This window comes from Butyrivibrio sp. VCB2001 (assembly GCF_000423965.1).
Lineage (GTDB): Bacteria > Bacillota > Clostridia > Lachnospirales > Lachnospiraceae > Butyrivibrio.
Map to the genome: position 1 here is coordinate 161000 of NZ_AUIZ01000004.1, position 15978 is coordinate 176977.

Below are 15978 nucleotides of genomic sequence, written 5' to 3' on the forward strand. Positions count from 1 at the left end.
GTGGCTCATTAATGACCCCTAGGGACGGAGTCAAGGGCTCATTTTTCTTGATGATATAATTCTAATGCAAAAAATGGCGCCCTGCACATGCAGAGCGCCAACTGTCATTTTTATAGCACAATCCGTAATTAACTTAAGAATATCAGAAATCAACTTCTGTGTCGTAGTAGCAGCACTTAAGGAGTTTCTCCATCTCTTCCTGACTTGGCTGACGAGGATTGGATCCTGTGCAGGCGTCAAGAATAGCGTTTGCTGCGATGTCGTGGAGTCTGTCAAGGAATACGTCCTCAGCAACAAAGCCCTGCTCTGCAGGAAGTCCGTCTGCACCGTAGTTCTTGATGCAGTGAGGAATGTTGAGGTCGTCGTTCATCTTGCGCAGATACTCGATCAGAAGCTTAACCTTCTCGTCGTCGTTTGATCCGCCGAGGTTCATGTAATCAGCGATAACGCCGTAGCGCTTCTTGGCTGTCTCGTCCTTGGCATTGAATGCGATAACCTTAGGAAGGTACATAGCGTTCGCTGCACCGTGGATGATGTGTGCACCCTTGTCGGCAAATACAGCACCGGTCTTGTGTGCCATTGAGTGAACGATTCCGAGAAGAGCATTTGAGAATGCCATTCCTGCAAGACACTGTGCGTTGTGCATTGCATCTCTTGAATCCATATCGCCGTTGTATGACTTAACAAGGTTAGCCTGGATCATCTCGATTGCATGGATAGCAAGTGCGTCTGTGTAGTCGCAGTTAGCTGTTGAAACATAAGCCTCGATTGCGTGTGTGATAGCATCCATACCTGTGTGAGCAACGAGCTTGATAGGCATTGTATGTGTGAGCTCGGGATCAACGATAGCAACATCAGGTGTGATCTCGAAGTCAGCTATAGGGTACTTGATACCCTTATCATAATCAGTGATGATTGAGAAAGCTGTAACCTCTGTAGCTGTTCCCGAAGTTGAAGGAATAGCACAGAAATGAGCCTTTGTGCGGAGCTTGGGAAGTCCGAATACCTTGCACATATCCTCGAATGTTGTCTCCGGATACTCGTACTTGATCCACATAGCCTTGGCAGCATCGATAGGTGATCCGCCACCGATTGCTACGATCCAGTCAGGCTGGAACTTCTGCATAGCCTCAGCACCCTTCATAACGGTCTCAACTGAAGGATCGGGCTCGATACCCTCAAACAGTTCAACCTCCATACCTGCTTCCTTAAGGTAATCCTCTACCTTCTGAAGGAATCCACCTTTCTTCATTGAGCTTCCACCAACGCAGACGATAGCTCTTTTACCCTCAAGTGATTTAAGCGCCTCAAGTGCGCCCTTTCCGTGGTAGACATCCCTCGGTAGTGTAAAACGTGACATAAGAAAAAACCTCCTTTGAAAAATATTGTTAAATAAATAACGTAACCCTTCTCTTATTATATCATTTTTTCAGAAATATTTCAGGGGTTTGTTCAAAATGTCAGTCAATTTCAATCTTCAATGTAGGAGTACTTCCTGATAAACCCTCTGGAAACCAGACACATTACCACACCGGCTATGCCCAGTATGAGCATCATAAGAGCAGCTCCCGAGCCTTTACCCGTGCCAAACAACGCAGTCCAGAAAGCGCTGCCGGCTCTGATAGCCATGAACGGTTCGCAGACCTTGTCAACAAAGAGCCCTCCCAGGAAAAGACCTATCGGAATCGTGAAGAACTGCAGTGTATTTCTGCACGCATATACCCTTCCCTGAAGTTCAACAGGTATGGTGTTTCGCATGATGACGTTCTGATTGGCCGCCATGAGCGGAACAAAAAACCATCCCACAAACTGTCCGATGCACCATATCACCGGGTTTTCTGAAAACGCCAGAACGAAGTTTTCCGTCCCCAGGGAAAAGAGCATTGTGAGGAATATCACTCTTACCCTGTCCTTGGGCTTTGGCAGCACTGTCGGCAAAAAACTGCCAACAACCATGGCTATTCCGGAACATGCAGTAACTATTCCAAAGACACTGTTTCCTGCTTTTGGAATTACAAGTGCCGGAAGCACTGCATCAAACGCAGATGCAATCAGGTTAACTCCCGACATGAACAATATCACATGGAGTATCATCGGTGTCTTTTTCAAAAAGACAAGTCCCTCTTTTGCAAGTGTCAGAACATTTCCTTCTGAGTTTGCCTTGCTGCTGATTTCGGGAATTCTCACGAAAAGCAGCAGTGAAAAGAAGGCAACGGCAAAGGTCAAAAGGTCAACAGCGATAACAACATCAAGCCCCGCCAGCGCATAAAGAGATGCTGAAATGATCGGGTTTCCGATTGATACAAGTGATCTGCTCAGTTGCTGAAGCCCGCTTGTCTTTTGATAATCGTCTTTGGGCACAATAAGCGTGTATGCTACCTCGGAAGCCGGCTGCTGAACGGTATTCATAAGTCCCGACACCATGTTGATGGCATACAAATGCCACATGGACAATAGGTCCGTCTTATAAAGCACAAATACAACCACCGTTGTAAGCGCCGCAAACAGGTCGCAGATAAGCATGGTTTTCTTTTTATCAAACTTATCTGAAAGTGCACCTGCAAAAATGCTCATGATAACGTAAGGCGCATAAGTGCAGATTGTCAGCGTCGCCGTGCTCAGCGCCGATCCTGTCTTTTCATAAATCCAGAGCGTAAGCGCAAACTGCGTTATGGCACTTCCAAGCTGTGACAGGCTCTGGGTACTCCAAAGTATGTAGAAGTCTTTTAAGTTCTTTATTCTGTTTTTCATTTTAATTCGCTCCTTTTTCCTGAATTATCTTGTTGAAAAAGGAGCATCTGCACTGCAAATGACCATCTTTATGCCTCCTGTTCCGGTTTTATTACTCTTCTGTTATTTAGCAATTTCGCTTTACTGTGATGCTTAGCATCTTGTCGGGAATAACTCCATGTCGACACAGTCCCATGGTCCGAAGGGCGTGTTTATGACGTGCGCACCATACTCGGTAAACCCTACTGCTTCATAGCATTTCCTGGCTTTTGGGTTATTGACGAAAACGCCCAGGTCGATCCTGGTGACGGTCAAATTCTCTTTAACATATTCTATTGCAAGCTTCAGCATCTCCTGCCCGTAACCCTTTCCGCGAAGCTCTGGGTCCACGATTACGAAGCCGAACCTGACTGAAGAATCATCGTTTTCGTTGGGATACCTTATGATCAGGTGTCCTATGACATTATTATAATCATCTATTGCCGTCAGCGGAAAGAATCTTCCGGTCCCTATCGCCGGAGCGTAGTTTTCATCTACACTGTCAGGTTTTAGCGGAAAGAATCCGTACCTGTCCGCTGACCATCTGTACAGCTCTTCCTCCGTGCGCAACCAGGTTGCTATTATTGGGGAATCACTTTTCTCGTATGCGCGTAGTTTCATGGGGTTATGCCTTTCTTCGTCTTGCTTTATTTGTCTTGCTTTGTTTGTCTTGCTATGTTCATACACGATCAAATCTCTTTTATCTATGGTAGCAGAAATCTGTTCTTGCGTCACAAGTTATGGATGACTAGTGGATGATTGTTGTAAAAGAGGTTGTTCCGGTATTTTACCTGTCAGTCGGAAAAAAGCTGCCTCTCAGCCATAAAATCTGTTCAGAATTTGGATTGTGCAAAACACTTTTACCTGTCAATTGAGCTAGCAAACCTCTTCCTGCCATAAATTCTGGCCAAAATTCAGATTATGTAAAATCCTTTTACATGTCAAAGAGGGGAAAACGTGCCAATCTGCCACAAATCTCTGCTGGGAACAGACCCTTTTGCTTGATTTTCTCATGTCCCGGAGGCGAGAACCTACCGTTCTGCCACAGATTTCAGCTAGGAAAAGACTCTTTTGCTTGATTTTCTCATGTCCCGGAGACGATAACCTACCGTTCTGCCACAGATTTCAGCTGGGAAAAAGACCCTTCTGCTTGTTTTTCTCATGTCCCGGAGACAAGAACCCACCGTTCTGCCACAGATTTCAGCTGGGAAAAGACTCTTTTGCTTGATTTTCTCATGTCCCGGAGGCGTGAACCTACCGTTCTGCCACAGATTCTAGCTAGGAAAAGAGTCTTTTGCTTGATTTTCTCATGTCCCGGAGGCGATAACCTACCCTTCTACCACAGATTTCACCCAAAGCAGACGCAGCAACAAGACAGCAAGGAGTCAAAGAGAACCGTCCCCATTGACTCCAAAAATGAGTCAATCTGAAACGTCCCCGGTGACTCAAAATGAGTCAATCTGAAACGTCCCCGGTGACTCAAAAAATAAGCCCCCGGGGACAAGGCGTCCCCGAGGGCTCTATATATAATTAGGAGTTATGCAATATCTGTATTACTGAAGCTTGGTTGTCTCGCCTGCTTCGAACATTTCCTGTCTCTCGTCGATGATCTCCTGGTAACCTGCGTCGAGGTACTTCTGTGAAAGCTCATCGTAAAGAGCATCGAACTCATCAGGCTTGCACATTACAAGCTGATCACGGTACTCAGGATAGATCTCTTCCTTGAGTGATGTGCCGTACTCTGTTACTGACTCTAGAGCGCCACCGAAGAGGCAATCTACGTTTACGCTGCCAGCCTCATAGAGTGCAAGCTGTCCCTTGTAGTTAGCAAGGATGTCCTCGTAGAAGTCCTGAGGAAGTCCCTGAGGATTGATAGCCTTGATATCAGACTCGATGTCACCGAATGACTTGGAAGCTGTAACAACCATCCAGTAGTCAACGTTGTTGTTGTGACCCTGCTGCTCAGGAAGACCTGACTGATCACCAACTGCTACAGGATTTCCGTTCTCGTCATAGTTGAAGTTAACACCTTCGATACCCCATGTCATTGTGAAGAGGTTCTCGTCCTGAGCCATCCACTCAAGGTACATCTCACCGGCCTTAACCTCGTCAGGTGTTGCGTTGTTAGCAAAACCAACCATTGCGCCGAAGATGTTGTTAGGTCTGAATGCGTTGCTTGATCCCCATGTCTCATCCTTTACAAGCTTGCTGTCGCAAACCATTACGCCAAGCTCTGCATCAGGATTGTTCTCATAGAAAGAATTAAGAACATCCATTGTTGATGAAACGTAACCTGACCACTGGAATGCCTTACCGTTGATGAAGTCAGCGTTTACATCATCTGTGCTTCTGAGGTAGTACTCAGGGTTGAGGTAACCATCGTTGTAGAGCTCGTTGTTCCACTTAAGAAGTCTCTTCTGAGCTTCTGTTGAAAGAGCAGGAACCTGGTAGTCACCTGTTGTTGCCCATGTGAGCTCATCCTGAGGATAATCTCTGAATGAGTAGTTCTGGTCAGCGCCGGCACCTGCTACCTTTGATCCGCTCATAGGATACTGATGTCCGTTCTCAACCATCTTGCCAAGAGCCTCAAGGAGCTCTGTGTTTGTTGCAGGATATGATCCGTCGTAGCCGGCTTCCTTGAGCCAGTCTTTACGATACCATGTTACGAATGTGTAGTTTGTGTTACCGTAAGGTCTCTTACCAAGAACGATGTAGTCCTCACCGTCAAACTGTGTGTAGCCTGTAAGGCCGTTCTCTTCCATGTTTGCCCAGTATGTAGGAGCAACTGTCTTGAACTGCTCGAGATCGATGGGCTGAAGGTATCCGTCTGATGCCCATGTAGCAAGCTTGTCATAGTCGTACTCCATGCAAAGAGTAGGAAGTGTGTTTGTTGAAGCAAGCATAGCGTAGTCAGTCATAACGTCTGAACGTGTGATGCCTACATATTCAACCTTGATGTTGTACTTGTCACCGAAGTTCTCCTGAACCCAGTTTGTCCAGTAGTTGTTCTCAACGTCTGAGCATCCGTTTCCGTTATCTCCTCTGTCGTAAACAGCTACTCTAAGAGTAACCTGATCTGCAAATGGCTCAAATCCGTCAACTCCGGGAACCACGTCTGCTGCTGCCTCTGTAGTCTCTGCTGCAGGTGCCTCAGCTGCAGGTGCTTCTGTTGCAGTCTGTGTGTCTTCTGACGCTGTAGGAACAGGTCCGTTGTTGCCACAAGCTGCAAGCCCCATTACCATACTAGCTGCAAGTATGGCTGATAATACTTTCTTCTTCATAGTAATCCTCCTTTTATTTTAAACAAAATTGTTTTCCCATAGTGTATTAGCCCTTCACAGCCCCTATCATAGTACCTTGTACGAAGTATTTCTGAAGGAACGGATATATTATGATGATCGGTACAGTTACGAACATGATGCATGCTGCCTGCAGAACTTCAGGTGTTGCCTGTGAGATTCCGCCGGTATCTGCCAGTGATGCGTTCTGAGCCTCTGTGGCAGATGCAACAAGCTGATAGAGTTTGTACTGGATCATCTTGAGCTCTGAAGATCTTGTGTAGTACATGTTGTCTGCGTATGCATTCCATCTTCCTACTGCATAGAAGAGTGACAGTGTAGCCAGGATTGGCTTTGAAAGAGGAAGCACGATCTTCCAAAGGATCTGGAAGTTTGTTGCGCCATCCAAAAATGCTGATTCCTCCAAGCTGTCAGGAATTGTACTCTGGAAGAAGTTCTTCATGATCAGCATGTTGTATGGTGAATAGATAAGTGGCAGTATCAGTACCCAGGCTGTATCCAGAATTCCAAGCTGGTAATAAAGGATGTACTGAGGGATGATACCTGCTGAGAAGTACATAGGCACCATAAGGATGAATGCCAGAACTCCTCTTCCTTTAAGTCTCTTTTTTGAAAGCGGATACGCTGCACAGGTGCAGACGATCATTCCAAGAAGAGTAAATACAAGTGTAATGATCACTGAAAATACCATTGAGTAAGTCATTGAGCTGTCTGCAAATACCTGCTTGAATGCATCGAAGGTGATGTCCTTTGGCAGGAAGTAAACCGACTGACTCATTACTGCCGTGTTACCTGAAATTGATTTAGCTGCTACGTGTAAGAACGGAAGCACGCAGGTTGCACAGAGCAGGATGATGACAAGCATCATGATGGCGTCGCTTATTCTGAATTTATTGACAGCATGCGCTCCGCCGGCGGAGAAACTCTCTTCTGCCGCATTTATTTCTTTTTTCTTAGCCACGATTAAGTTCCTCCTATAGTAGTCCGTCTTCGCCAAGCTTCTTGGCTATTCTGTCTGATAAAAGAACCAGTGCAACACCGATAACTGATTGGAAAAGGCCGACGGCAGTAGCCATACTGAACTTGTTATTTCCAATACCTTTATTAAAGATGTACACAGCCAGCTGATACTGGAACTCTTTTACCTGTGTATTTCCAAGGGATGTAAGTCTCTCAAGGTTACTTCCCATTACACGTCCAAGGTTCATGATGAGCAGTGTTACGATTGTGCTCCTGATTCCCGGAAGTGTTATATGAAGCATTCTCTGCCAGCGGTTTGCACCGTCGATCATGGCCGCCTCATACTGTTCTCCGCTGATACCGGTAATAGCTGCCAGGTAGAGGATCGTGCCCCATCCCATGGACTGCCACACTCCGATGAGCAGGTAAGTTATTGCCCAGTGCCATTTCTCATTGAGGAACGGAATTCCCTGGGTGATCATTCCCATCTTCATCATGGCGATGTTTACAAGACCGCTTGTTGGCTTGAACATTGTAAGTGCCACACTTCCGATGATGGCCCAGGATAAGAAGTGAGGAAGGTAAAGAATTGTCTGTGAAACCTTCTTGAATCTCTTATACCTGAGTTCGTTGAGGATCAGTGCCAGGATGATCGGCATCGGGAATCCAACGAAAAGATCAAGCAAGTTAAATACTATTGAATTTCTAAGGGCTCTTGAGAAGTCCGCATCTCTGAATACTTTTCTGAAGGTATCAAAGCCGACCCATTTAGAACCCGCATAGCCTTTGGCAGGTTTGTAATCCATGAAGGCCATTCTCAGACCCGGATATGCGCCAAAGCTAAATACTACAACCAAAATAAGTGGAATGAGCAGAAGAAGATATAACTGCCAGTCTCGTTTTAGAGAATGCTTCCAGCTTGAACTGGTAGCGACTGCTCCCCTACTTTTATTTTTTGCTCCCATATCTCTCTCCCCTTTCTATGGACAATACTAAAGTAATTTATCTCTCCCATCTAATCACTTAGTCAAAAAAGCTATGCATTTTCACCCATTTATTTTTCGAGTTTATTGTTGATATGTTTACTATTTACACTTAATCGTTTTCGATTTTATGCATTTTGCACAAAGCCGATTTCCCTCAGGACACAAAATAAAAAGAGCCTCAGGGACTCTTTTTATTCATCCATTATTCACTATATATGTATATTCACTTTCTTGATTCCGTAAGCTTCTCAGCCTGTGTCCAGCCTGTATACTTCATTATTGAGGCATTGTCGATCTTGACCATCTTGCGCCTCCACTCTCCGGGCTGAGCGCCCATCTTCTCAGAGAAATGCCTGTTAAAGCTGGATACCGACCGAAATCCCACTTGCTCCGATATGGAAAGGATCGACTCCTCTGTAGTCCTAAGAAGGATGCAGGACTGAAGGATCCTCGTGGTGTTGAGGTAGTCCAAAGGACTTGTCTGCATGATCTCGTGGAACACCCTTCTGAAGTGGGTCTGGCTTAAGTGGCACATATTCGCCAGATCTTCTATAGGGAAGTTTAACATGTAGTTTTCCCTTATATATTCAAGTGCCGGCATGATGGCGATATCGTTGTCATGCGCAGCTCTCTGGGCAATACTCTGCTTCTTTTGCCCCGCATAGACTCTCATCAGTTTCATAAAAAGAGATAACATAAGCCCCTTAACTGCTATCTGATAATTCATCTCTTTATTCACAAGCTCCGACAGTATCTGGGTTACAAGGCTATAGATCTCCTTGTGCTCCGATCCGTGAAGTATCATCTGAAGATTCTGAGTCATATCATAATATATCTCCCCATATGGCGAAGATGCGCCAAATATCCCTTTAAAGAGATCATCCGGGTTCAGGAAAATATATGACCACAAGCTCGATTCACCCTTGGTACTGTAGGATGTATGAGCAACGTTCCTTGATATAAAGGTAACATCCCCTGCCTTAAAGGGCACAGGCTCATCCGCAAACTCAATAAATCCGCTGTCCTGGTGGCATATACCTATCTCCAGACAGTTGTGAAAATGGAGCTTGCCGGACTTGACGTCGGATATATACCATCTGTCTCCTGTCAGCACCAGTACGGGAAAGTTGATGGGAAGTTCGTAATTTCTGTATTCAATTACTGTTTTCTTGGGCTTTGACATAATCTTTTCCTTAATTTAATAAATATACAGTTCCATTTGGCAAAAAACACGCCTAATAGAAATTCTAACCTCAAATAGTTGAAATTGCAAAGTTTTTGTTAGTATATGGAGAGATTTTTCGACCATATGAAAATATACTTTTTGTAAAATAACCATAAAGGGGCGAAATTATGGGCAATCTTATATATGACAAAAAAGAAATAGAAAGCACGATCGACGCTATTGTAAAGCGCACCATGAGAATGGATCTCACCTGGGACTGGCCCGGAGGAGTGGCTTATTACGGCGTTTGCGAGGCTTTTAAGGCCACAGGAAAAGAGGAATACATCCTTGCTCTAAAGGACAGGATCGATGAGTATATTGAGCTCGGCGTTCCATCTTTTACAGTAAATACCTGCGCCATGGGACATGCTCTTTTGTCACTTTATGAGTACTCGGGCGATGAGAAATACCTGGATATCGCAAAGAGCAAGATCGACTATCTCGAGAATGACGCCCTTAGATTTGGCGACAATGTCCTTCAGCACACAGTCTCGGTAAACAACGATTTCCCGGAGCAGTGCTGGGCTGACACGCTTTTTATGGCAGCGTTTTTCCTGCTTAGAGCAGGAGTCCTTTTAAAAGATGAAAAACTAATTGACGATGCTCTAAACCAGTACTACTGGCACATCAAATATCTTCAGGATCCGGCGACAGGTCTTTTCTACCACGGTTACAACAACATCACCAAAGACCACATGTCAGGGTTCTTCTGGGGAAGAGCCAATGCCTGGGCAGCCTACACAATGTCTGAGGTTGGTCGCATTCTTCCGGAGTGCTACTTATACCCTAAGTTCCTTGATATTGTAGGCTCACTTAACGAACAGCTTGCAAGCATCAAGCTGCTGCAGACTGAGGACGGTCTTTACAGAACCATCCTTGACGATGAGGAGTCCTATGAAGAGATATCAGCCAGCTGCGGAATTGCTGCTGCCATGATAAACAAGGGCAATCCTCTTCACATCAAATACATCAACAAATCAACCAAGGGCATCCTTAAGAACGTATCACCTGACGGAAGAGTTTTAAACGTCTCCGGTGGCACAGCTGTCATGAAGGACAGAGACGGATACCGTGGTATTTCCAGAGACTGGATCCAGGGTTGGGGACAGGGTCTGGCTCTTGCATATTTCGCAGGCATCTTAAACTACGACAAGATCAGAAGCGACGGAGCACTTTAATTATCTAGGGGGAACAAAATGGACAACATCGTAAAGCACACACAAGGGGGCTTCACTCTGCCCGGGGAAGCGGGTTATGAAGAGCTTACCCTTGATTTGGCTAAAAAATGGGGCGCAGATGTTATCAGGGACAGTGATGGCACTGTTCTTTCAGATGAGATTACAAATTCAGGATACGGGATCTACTCCACTATCTGCATAATCAGGGATCACAATGAATGGGCGAGGAAGAACCCGGACAAGCTCCAGCAGACCTTCCTCACAACAGCTCCCAAGGTTGCGGAGGATTCCATTTTAACCTTTCACCTGATGGACGATTTCTTTGATCAGCAGTTTAAGATCAATGACAGCGCTGACTCAATGAAATATTGGCAGGTCTACGACCGCACCACAGGAAGGGAAGTCAACAGAAATTTCTGGACCTATGAGAAAGAGGCTCAGAATGTCATAGTCAACAACATCATTCCCTGGCACAAATATACCGTGAGCTTTTTAGCTTACAGGATCTGGGAAGAGATTTCCATGTACAACCATGTGACCAACAACTGGGACAAGGAGCATCTGATGCAGATCGATCCTGTATATCCCCAGACCAGAGAGTACCTGAAGGACTGGCTTACAAACTGGTGCAAGGAGCATCCGGCCACAACAGTTGTACGTTTTACATCCATGTTCTACAACTTCGTATGGATGTGGGGAAGCAGCCCAAGAAACCGCAATCTTTTCACTGACTGGGGTTCCTACGACTTCACCGTAAGTCCCAAGATGCTGGATGACTTTGCGGAGAGCTACGGATATAAGCTCACAGCCGAGGATTTCATAAACACCGGACTCCTTCACCCAACGCACCTTCCGCCTGTCAAGACACAGAGAGACTACATGAACTTTGTAAATCAGTTTGTTGTCTCTTTCGGAAAAGAGCTTGTGGACATCGTTCACAGCTTTGGCAAAAAGGCATATGTCTTTTACGATGACAGCTGGGTTGGAATTGAGCCATACGGTAAGCGCTTTAAGGAGTTTGGCTTTGACGGACTCATCAAGTGCATCTTCTCCGGCTATGAGGTAAGACTCTGCGCAGGAGTTGATGTGCCGGTTCACGAGATAAGGCTTCACCCTTACCTGTTCCCTGTGGGACTTGGCGGACTTCCGACATTCTCAAAGGGCGGCGATCCGGCCAGGGATGCAGCTCTTTACTGGAGAAGCGCCCGTCGTGCTCTTCTTCGTGCCAAAATAGACAGAATAGGTCTTGGCGGATACCTTCACCTGGTGCAGGATTTCCCGGACTTTGTAGAATATATCGCAACAATCTCAGATGAGTTCAGACAGATAAAAGCGCTTCATGAAGAAGGCGCACCTTACGTCCTCCCGATCAAGGTCGCAGTACTTCACTCCTGGGGAAAACTTCGTAGCTGGACTTTATCAGGCCATTTCCACGAAACCTACATGCATGACCTGATCCACATAAACGAGACCCTCTCCGGTCTTCCCGTTGTTGTTACATACATCGATTTCGACGACCTAAAGAGCATGGATCTTACAGATATCAACGTCATCATCAACGCAGGTTCTGCAGGAACAGCATGGTGCGGCGCAGAGAGCTGGAACGACCCGGTTGTGGAAGAAGTCCTCACCGAATGGGTTAGCGCAGGCGGATGCTTTATCGGCGTCAACGAGCCATCATCAACAGGCGAGAAGGATTTCAGATTCAGAATGTCAGGCGTCCTTGGTGTAAACAGAGACAGCGACTACAAGTCCTGCATGGGCAAATGGGCCTTTGTGGATGACAACTCAGAAGGCATTATTCCTGAGGGTAGCCACATCCCTCTTCGCGGCAAGGTTCACCTTACCGACGGCGCAGCAAAAGTTATCAGGTCCAAAGACGGTTACCCTCTGCTTACAGTAAATGACTTCGGAAGAGGAAAAGGAATCTACCTCTCAACCTTTGAGAACGCGCCCGAGAACTACAGGCTTCTTCTCAACATTCTGCTGTATGCTTGCGGACTTTCCTTTGATCACAAGTATGTCACCGACAATCCAATGGTTGAGTGCGCATTCTTTGAGAGCAGCAAGAAACTCATTGTCATCAACAACTCAGAGAGCAAGCAGTCAGCAACCATCGTCACAGACAGCGGTGAATTTAAGGCAAAAGACATTGCTCCGCTTGCCACGGCAATCTACGACCTTTGATATTAACAAATGGGGAACGACCATGTTTTCAATAAACTTCAAACTTCAAAATAACGATAGCCTCTACTCGCAAGGGAGAGGCTATGGCTTTTTTACACCGGAAATGGCAGTTACTTCATCGGGTACTGCCCATGAGCAGTCACTAAAGAGCGGTGGCTGGAACACAAGACACTTCTATGAAGAAGTCTCTGATGAAGGCCGTAAGGTTCAGATCGTAAAAGTGACGGTTCCTTCCTTTGGAACCTACAGGGTCAGCGTCAGAATAAGCGCTCTGAACAAGAGTATCGAGCACCTTACACTCTTTTCCTCAAGAAGGGCCATGATAGCAAGAGACGTGACCGTGCCCTGTGGCAGCACCTATGAAAAGACCTATCACACCGCCGTTACGCCCTTCATTCCTGCACTTTCCGCAACAAGGTGCAACGATAAGGACATCTTCATAAGCTACACAGGTAGCGACGTTTCGCAGGAAAATGCAGTGTTGGAGGTTACCATTACAGAGGAGAAAGTCCCCGTTATCTGGATCGGCGGCGATTCAACAGTGACTGATCAGAATGCAGGAATTCCTTACTTCCCCTTCGGAAGCTTCTCCGGATGGGCACAGACACTGCCTCGCTTCATCGAAGGCGCTGCAGTCTGCAACATGTCACATTCAGGGCTTACTTCGAACTGCTTCAGGGACGATGGCCATTACGACATAATAAGAGAGATGATAAAGCCCGGCGACTGCCTGATAATGCAGTTTGGTCACAACGACCAGAAGCGCAGGAACCTCGCGGCCTTCGGCGGATATGCGGATAACCTGAGAAGATACGTCAAGGAGACAAGGCAGGCCGGAGCAGAAGCAATCCTGTGCTCTCCCATCAGTCGTGTTCCTCTCGAACTTTCGGAAGAGGATGCCAATGCTCTAAACATGGACAGACACTACTCGCTGCTTGCAGACCACGCCAAGGCTACAGAGTCTGTGGCAAAAGAGCTTGATGTGCCCTTCATAGATCTTCACGGCCAGACCTTTGAGAAGTGGCTTGAGTTTGGAGATAACGCAAAAGACTTCTTCATGCCCGGTGACGTGACCCACACCAACGAGTACGGCAGCGTGATGATAGCCGATATCTTCATGAAAACTCTGCGCTCCCTGGATAAGGGAAAAGACACTCTCCCGGGCAGGTGCGACAATGGACTTACCTTCAGTTTCTGGAGTCCTGAGTCAGACGTAAAGGTTATTCCCGCGCAGGAGCCTGAACCTGATATCTTCTCAATACCCCTGCCCTACCTTGATATCGCAGGATTTGAAGATAAGGCAGGCCTTGAAAAAGCCTTCAGATACTGTCTGCTAGACCCTTGCGTCATGTTCCTTCATCCGGATGCACCAATGCCAAGGGCTCAGCTTCTCATGGTGCTGTTCAAGGCACTTCGCATCGCAGGAACAAGACCTTACAGAGGCAAGTACTCTGACCTTAAGATTGATGAGTGGGACAGCGGATATGTTGAGACTTTGATATCCGAGAATCTGATAGATCCTGCAACTACTAAGAGTGAAGGCGACAAGCTCTTTTTCAGACCTGACGAATCTCTGACTTACGAGGAACTAGATAGCTTCCTTATGAGGTTCTATGAAAGTGATAAGGACAAAAGAGATATCCCGCTTGATGAATGCGTAAGAAGGGCCATGGAGCTTGGCATTGACGAAAGAAAAGAAGCAGCCCCCGGAAAATGGATTTCCCGAGGGGAAGTATATACAGCTCTTGCCAGATTCATTGATCTGGAAGAAGACATAAAGACAAGGAGTATCAACTTTGAAGCATGAATTTTTGATGGACTTTAGAGCCACAGCAAGTGAAGCAGAAGTTTTCTGGGATCTTCCCGAGGATGCTACAAAAGAGTATTCATACAGCGTGATTGCAGACGGCGAACCGGTCGGAGATACAGATAAAACCCACTTTACTCTTAAAGGTCTTTTGCCTGAAAAAGACATAGAGGCGGAGGTCATCATGCGCTCTCCCGATGGGGATTCCCGCTCCCTTGGAAAGATCACGGTCAGGACCTCTCGTCTTAAAAAAATGATCGATGTTACTTCGGCGCCTTACAATGCAGTCGGCGACGGCAAGACCTTAAATACAGCAGCACTGCAGAAGGCTCTTGATGACTGCGATGAGAATTCTTACGTCTATGTGCCTGCAGGAACCTACCTTACAGGCGCTCTGGATATGCACTCAAACACGGAGCTCTTCGTTGATAAGGGTGCAACACTTCAGGGAACAGAGAGTCCTTCCGACTATCTGCCCAAGATAAAGAGCAGGTTTGAGGGCTATGAGAGGCTCTGCTACAGAAGTCTTTTAAACCTCGGTCAGCTCGATCACGACGCCTACTATAACTGCGAAAACGTTGTGATCCGTGGCGGCGGAAGCATCATGGGCGGCGGCTGGCTTCTTGCGAAAGCCTGCGCCAAGATTGAGGCCGAGGATCTCAAGGAATACATCGCTTCCCTTGGCGATAAGATAAAAGAATACGAGAAGCCCGAGACCATCTCCCACAGAGTCAGGGGCAGGCTAATCAATATGAGCAACTGCAGAAATATCTGGATCACAAATCTGACGTTGGGCTTTTCTCCGTCCTGGAATCTGCACTTTGTTTACTCTGATCAGGTTGTGACGGACCACTGCACCATTAAGTCTCAGGGCGTGTGGAACGGCGACGGCTGGGATCCCGATTCATCGACCAATTCGACGATCTACGCCTGCGACTTCTACACCGAGGATGACTCCGTTGCCATCAAATCAGGCAAGAATCCTGAGGGCAATGTCATCGGCAGACCGACCAAGAACATCAGAGTCTTTGACTGCATCTGCCACATCGGTCACGGACTCTGCGTCGGAAGCGAGATGAGCGGCGGCGTGGAAAATGTCTTTTTATGGGACTGCGACATGAGGCCCACCTGGTCAGGCATTGAGATCAAGTCAACCAAAAAGCGCGGAGGCTACGTTAAGGGCGTATCCGTAAGGGACATTGCAGCTTCCCACGTAATGATCCATTCCGTGACCTTCAACGACGACGGCGAAGGCGCAAAGACCACTCCCGTTATCGAGGACTGTCACTTTGAGAGAATGCATCTTCTTGGAAGATTTCTTGATAACAACGCCGGCAAAAATGAGTGGCACGACTGCCCTTCCATCGAGCTTTGCGGCTTTGATGAGCCCGGGCACGAGCTTAGAGATATAAGCTTTAAGGATATCGAGATTGAAGAGCCGGCAGAGGGCGTTGAGGATATTCATGTGGAGTATGCGATCGACCCTGTTTTTGAAAACATAACCAAGTGTCCACGAAGTGGTATGGGAGTCAGTGGGGACGGTTCTCTTTGACTCCCTTTTTCGATA

The 15978-nt window shown here is 46.7% G+C and carries 11 protein-coding genes; 4 read left to right on the plus strand and 7 right to left on the minus strand.

Annotated features, from left to right (window positions below):
• Nucleotides 1-142: 142 nt before the first annotated feature.
• From G589_RS0106820 to G589_RS0106850, 7 genes are all read right to left on the minus strand, one after another.
• Nucleotides 143-1360, minus strand: coding sequence for an iron-containing alcohol dehydrogenase (locus tag G589_RS0106820; protein WP_026520576.1), 1218 nt, complete (start codon nucleotides 1358-1360; stop codon nucleotides 143-145).
• A gap of 110 nt (nucleotides 1361-1470) precedes the next feature.
• Nucleotides 1471-2751, minus strand: coding sequence for an MFS transporter (locus G589_RS0106825; protein WP_026521568.1), 1281 nt, complete (start codon nucleotides 2749-2751; stop codon nucleotides 1471-1473).
• A gap of 132 nt (nucleotides 2752-2883) precedes the next feature.
• Nucleotides 2884-3456, minus strand: coding sequence for a GNAT family N-acetyltransferase (locus tag G589_RS0106830; protein ID WP_196811855.1), 573 nt, complete (start codon nucleotides 3454-3456; stop codon nucleotides 2884-2886).
• A gap of 866 nt (nucleotides 3457-4322) precedes the next feature.
• Nucleotides 4323-6050, minus strand: a complete 1728-nt coding sequence (locus G589_RS0106835; protein WP_051192227.1) for an extracellular solute-binding protein — start codon at nucleotides 6048-6050, stop codon at nucleotides 4323-4325.
• Nucleotides 6051-6096: 46 nt separating this feature from the next.
• On the minus strand, nucleotides 6097-7029 hold the full coding sequence (locus G589_RS0106840) for a carbohydrate ABC transporter permease (RefSeq protein WP_081668963.1): 933 nt from the start codon (nucleotides 7027-7029) through the stop codon (nucleotides 6097-6099).
• A 13-nt stretch (nucleotides 7030-7042) separates the two neighbouring features.
• Nucleotides 7043-7993 carry an ABC transporter permease gene (locus tag G589_RS0106845; protein WP_026520580.1) on the minus strand — a complete coding sequence of 317 codons (951 nt, stop codon included), beginning with the start codon at nucleotides 7991-7993 and terminating at the stop codon, nucleotides 7043-7045.
• 244 nt (nucleotides 7994-8237) lie between these two features.
• Complete coding sequence (locus tag G589_RS0106850) at nucleotides 8238-9197, minus strand: AraC family transcriptional regulator (protein ID WP_026520581.1); 960 nt, start codon at nucleotides 9195-9197, stop codon at nucleotides 8238-8240.
• A gap of 170 nt (nucleotides 9198-9367) precedes the next feature.
• Between G589_RS0106850 and G589_RS0106855 the strand changes: the two genes are divergently transcribed.
• Genes G589_RS0106855 through G589_RS0106870 form a run of 4 tightly spaced genes read left to right on the plus strand, consistent with a single transcriptional unit; the run spans nucleotide 9368 to nucleotide 15963 of the window.
• The gene (locus G589_RS0106855; protein ID WP_026521572.1) at nucleotides 9368-10417 is read left to right on the plus strand and encodes a glycoside hydrolase family 88/105 protein; all 1050 of its coding nucleotides are present in this window, start codon (nucleotides 9368-9370) and stop codon (nucleotides 10415-10417) included.
• 18 nt (nucleotides 10418-10435) lie between these two features.
• Nucleotides 10436-12604, plus strand: coding sequence for a 1,3-beta-galactosyl-N-acetylhexosamine phosphorylase (gene gnpA / locus G589_RS0106860; protein ID WP_196811856.1), 2169 nt, complete (start codon nucleotides 10436-10438; stop codon nucleotides 12602-12604).
• 22 nt (nucleotides 12605-12626) lie between these two features.
• Nucleotides 12627-14411 (plus strand): GDSL-type esterase/lipase family protein, encoded by a 1785-nt coding sequence (locus G589_RS0106865; RefSeq protein WP_026521574.1) that lies wholly within the window; start codon nucleotides 12627-12629, stop codon nucleotides 14409-14411.
• Entirely contained in the window at nucleotides 14401-15963 is a 1563-nt protein-coding gene (locus tag G589_RS0106870; protein WP_242826429.1) for a glycoside hydrolase family 28 protein, read from the plus strand. Before G589_RS0106865 ends, G589_RS0106870 begins: the two co-directional genes overlap by 11 nt.
• Nucleotides 15964-15978 lie beyond the last annotated feature (15 nt).

Bases quoted from the DNA above. Each gene is read 5' to 3' on its own strand.
- G589_RS0106820 (WP_026520576.1), bottom strand. From the start codon at position 1,360: ATGTCACGTTTTACACTACCGAGGGATGTCTACCACGGAAAGGGCGCA.
- G589_RS0106825 (WP_026521568.1), bottom strand. From the start codon at position 2,751: ATGAAAAACAGAATAAAGAACTTAAAAGACTTCTACATACTTTGGAGT.
- G589_RS0106835 (WP_051192227.1), bottom strand. From the start codon at position 6,050: ATGAAGAAGAAAGTATTATCAGCCATACTTGCAGCTAGTATGGTAATG.
- G589_RS0106845 (WP_026520580.1), bottom strand. From the start codon at position 7,993: ATGGGAGCAAAAAATAAAAGTAGGGGAGCAGTCGCTACCAGTTCAAGC.
- G589_RS0106850 (WP_026520581.1), bottom strand. From the start codon at position 9,197: ATGTCAAAGCCCAAGAAAACAGTAATTGAATACAGAAATTACGAACTT.
- G589_RS0106855 (WP_026521572.1), top strand. From the start codon at position 9,368: ATGGGCAATCTTATATATGACAAAAAAGAAATAGAAAGCACGATCGAC.
- gnpA (WP_196811856.1), top strand. From the start codon at position 10,436: ATGGACAACATCGTAAAGCACACACAAGGGGGCTTCACTCTGCCCGGG.
- G589_RS0106865 (WP_026521574.1), top strand. From the start codon at position 12,627: ATGTTTTCAATAAACTTCAAACTTCAAAATAACGATAGCCTCTACTCG.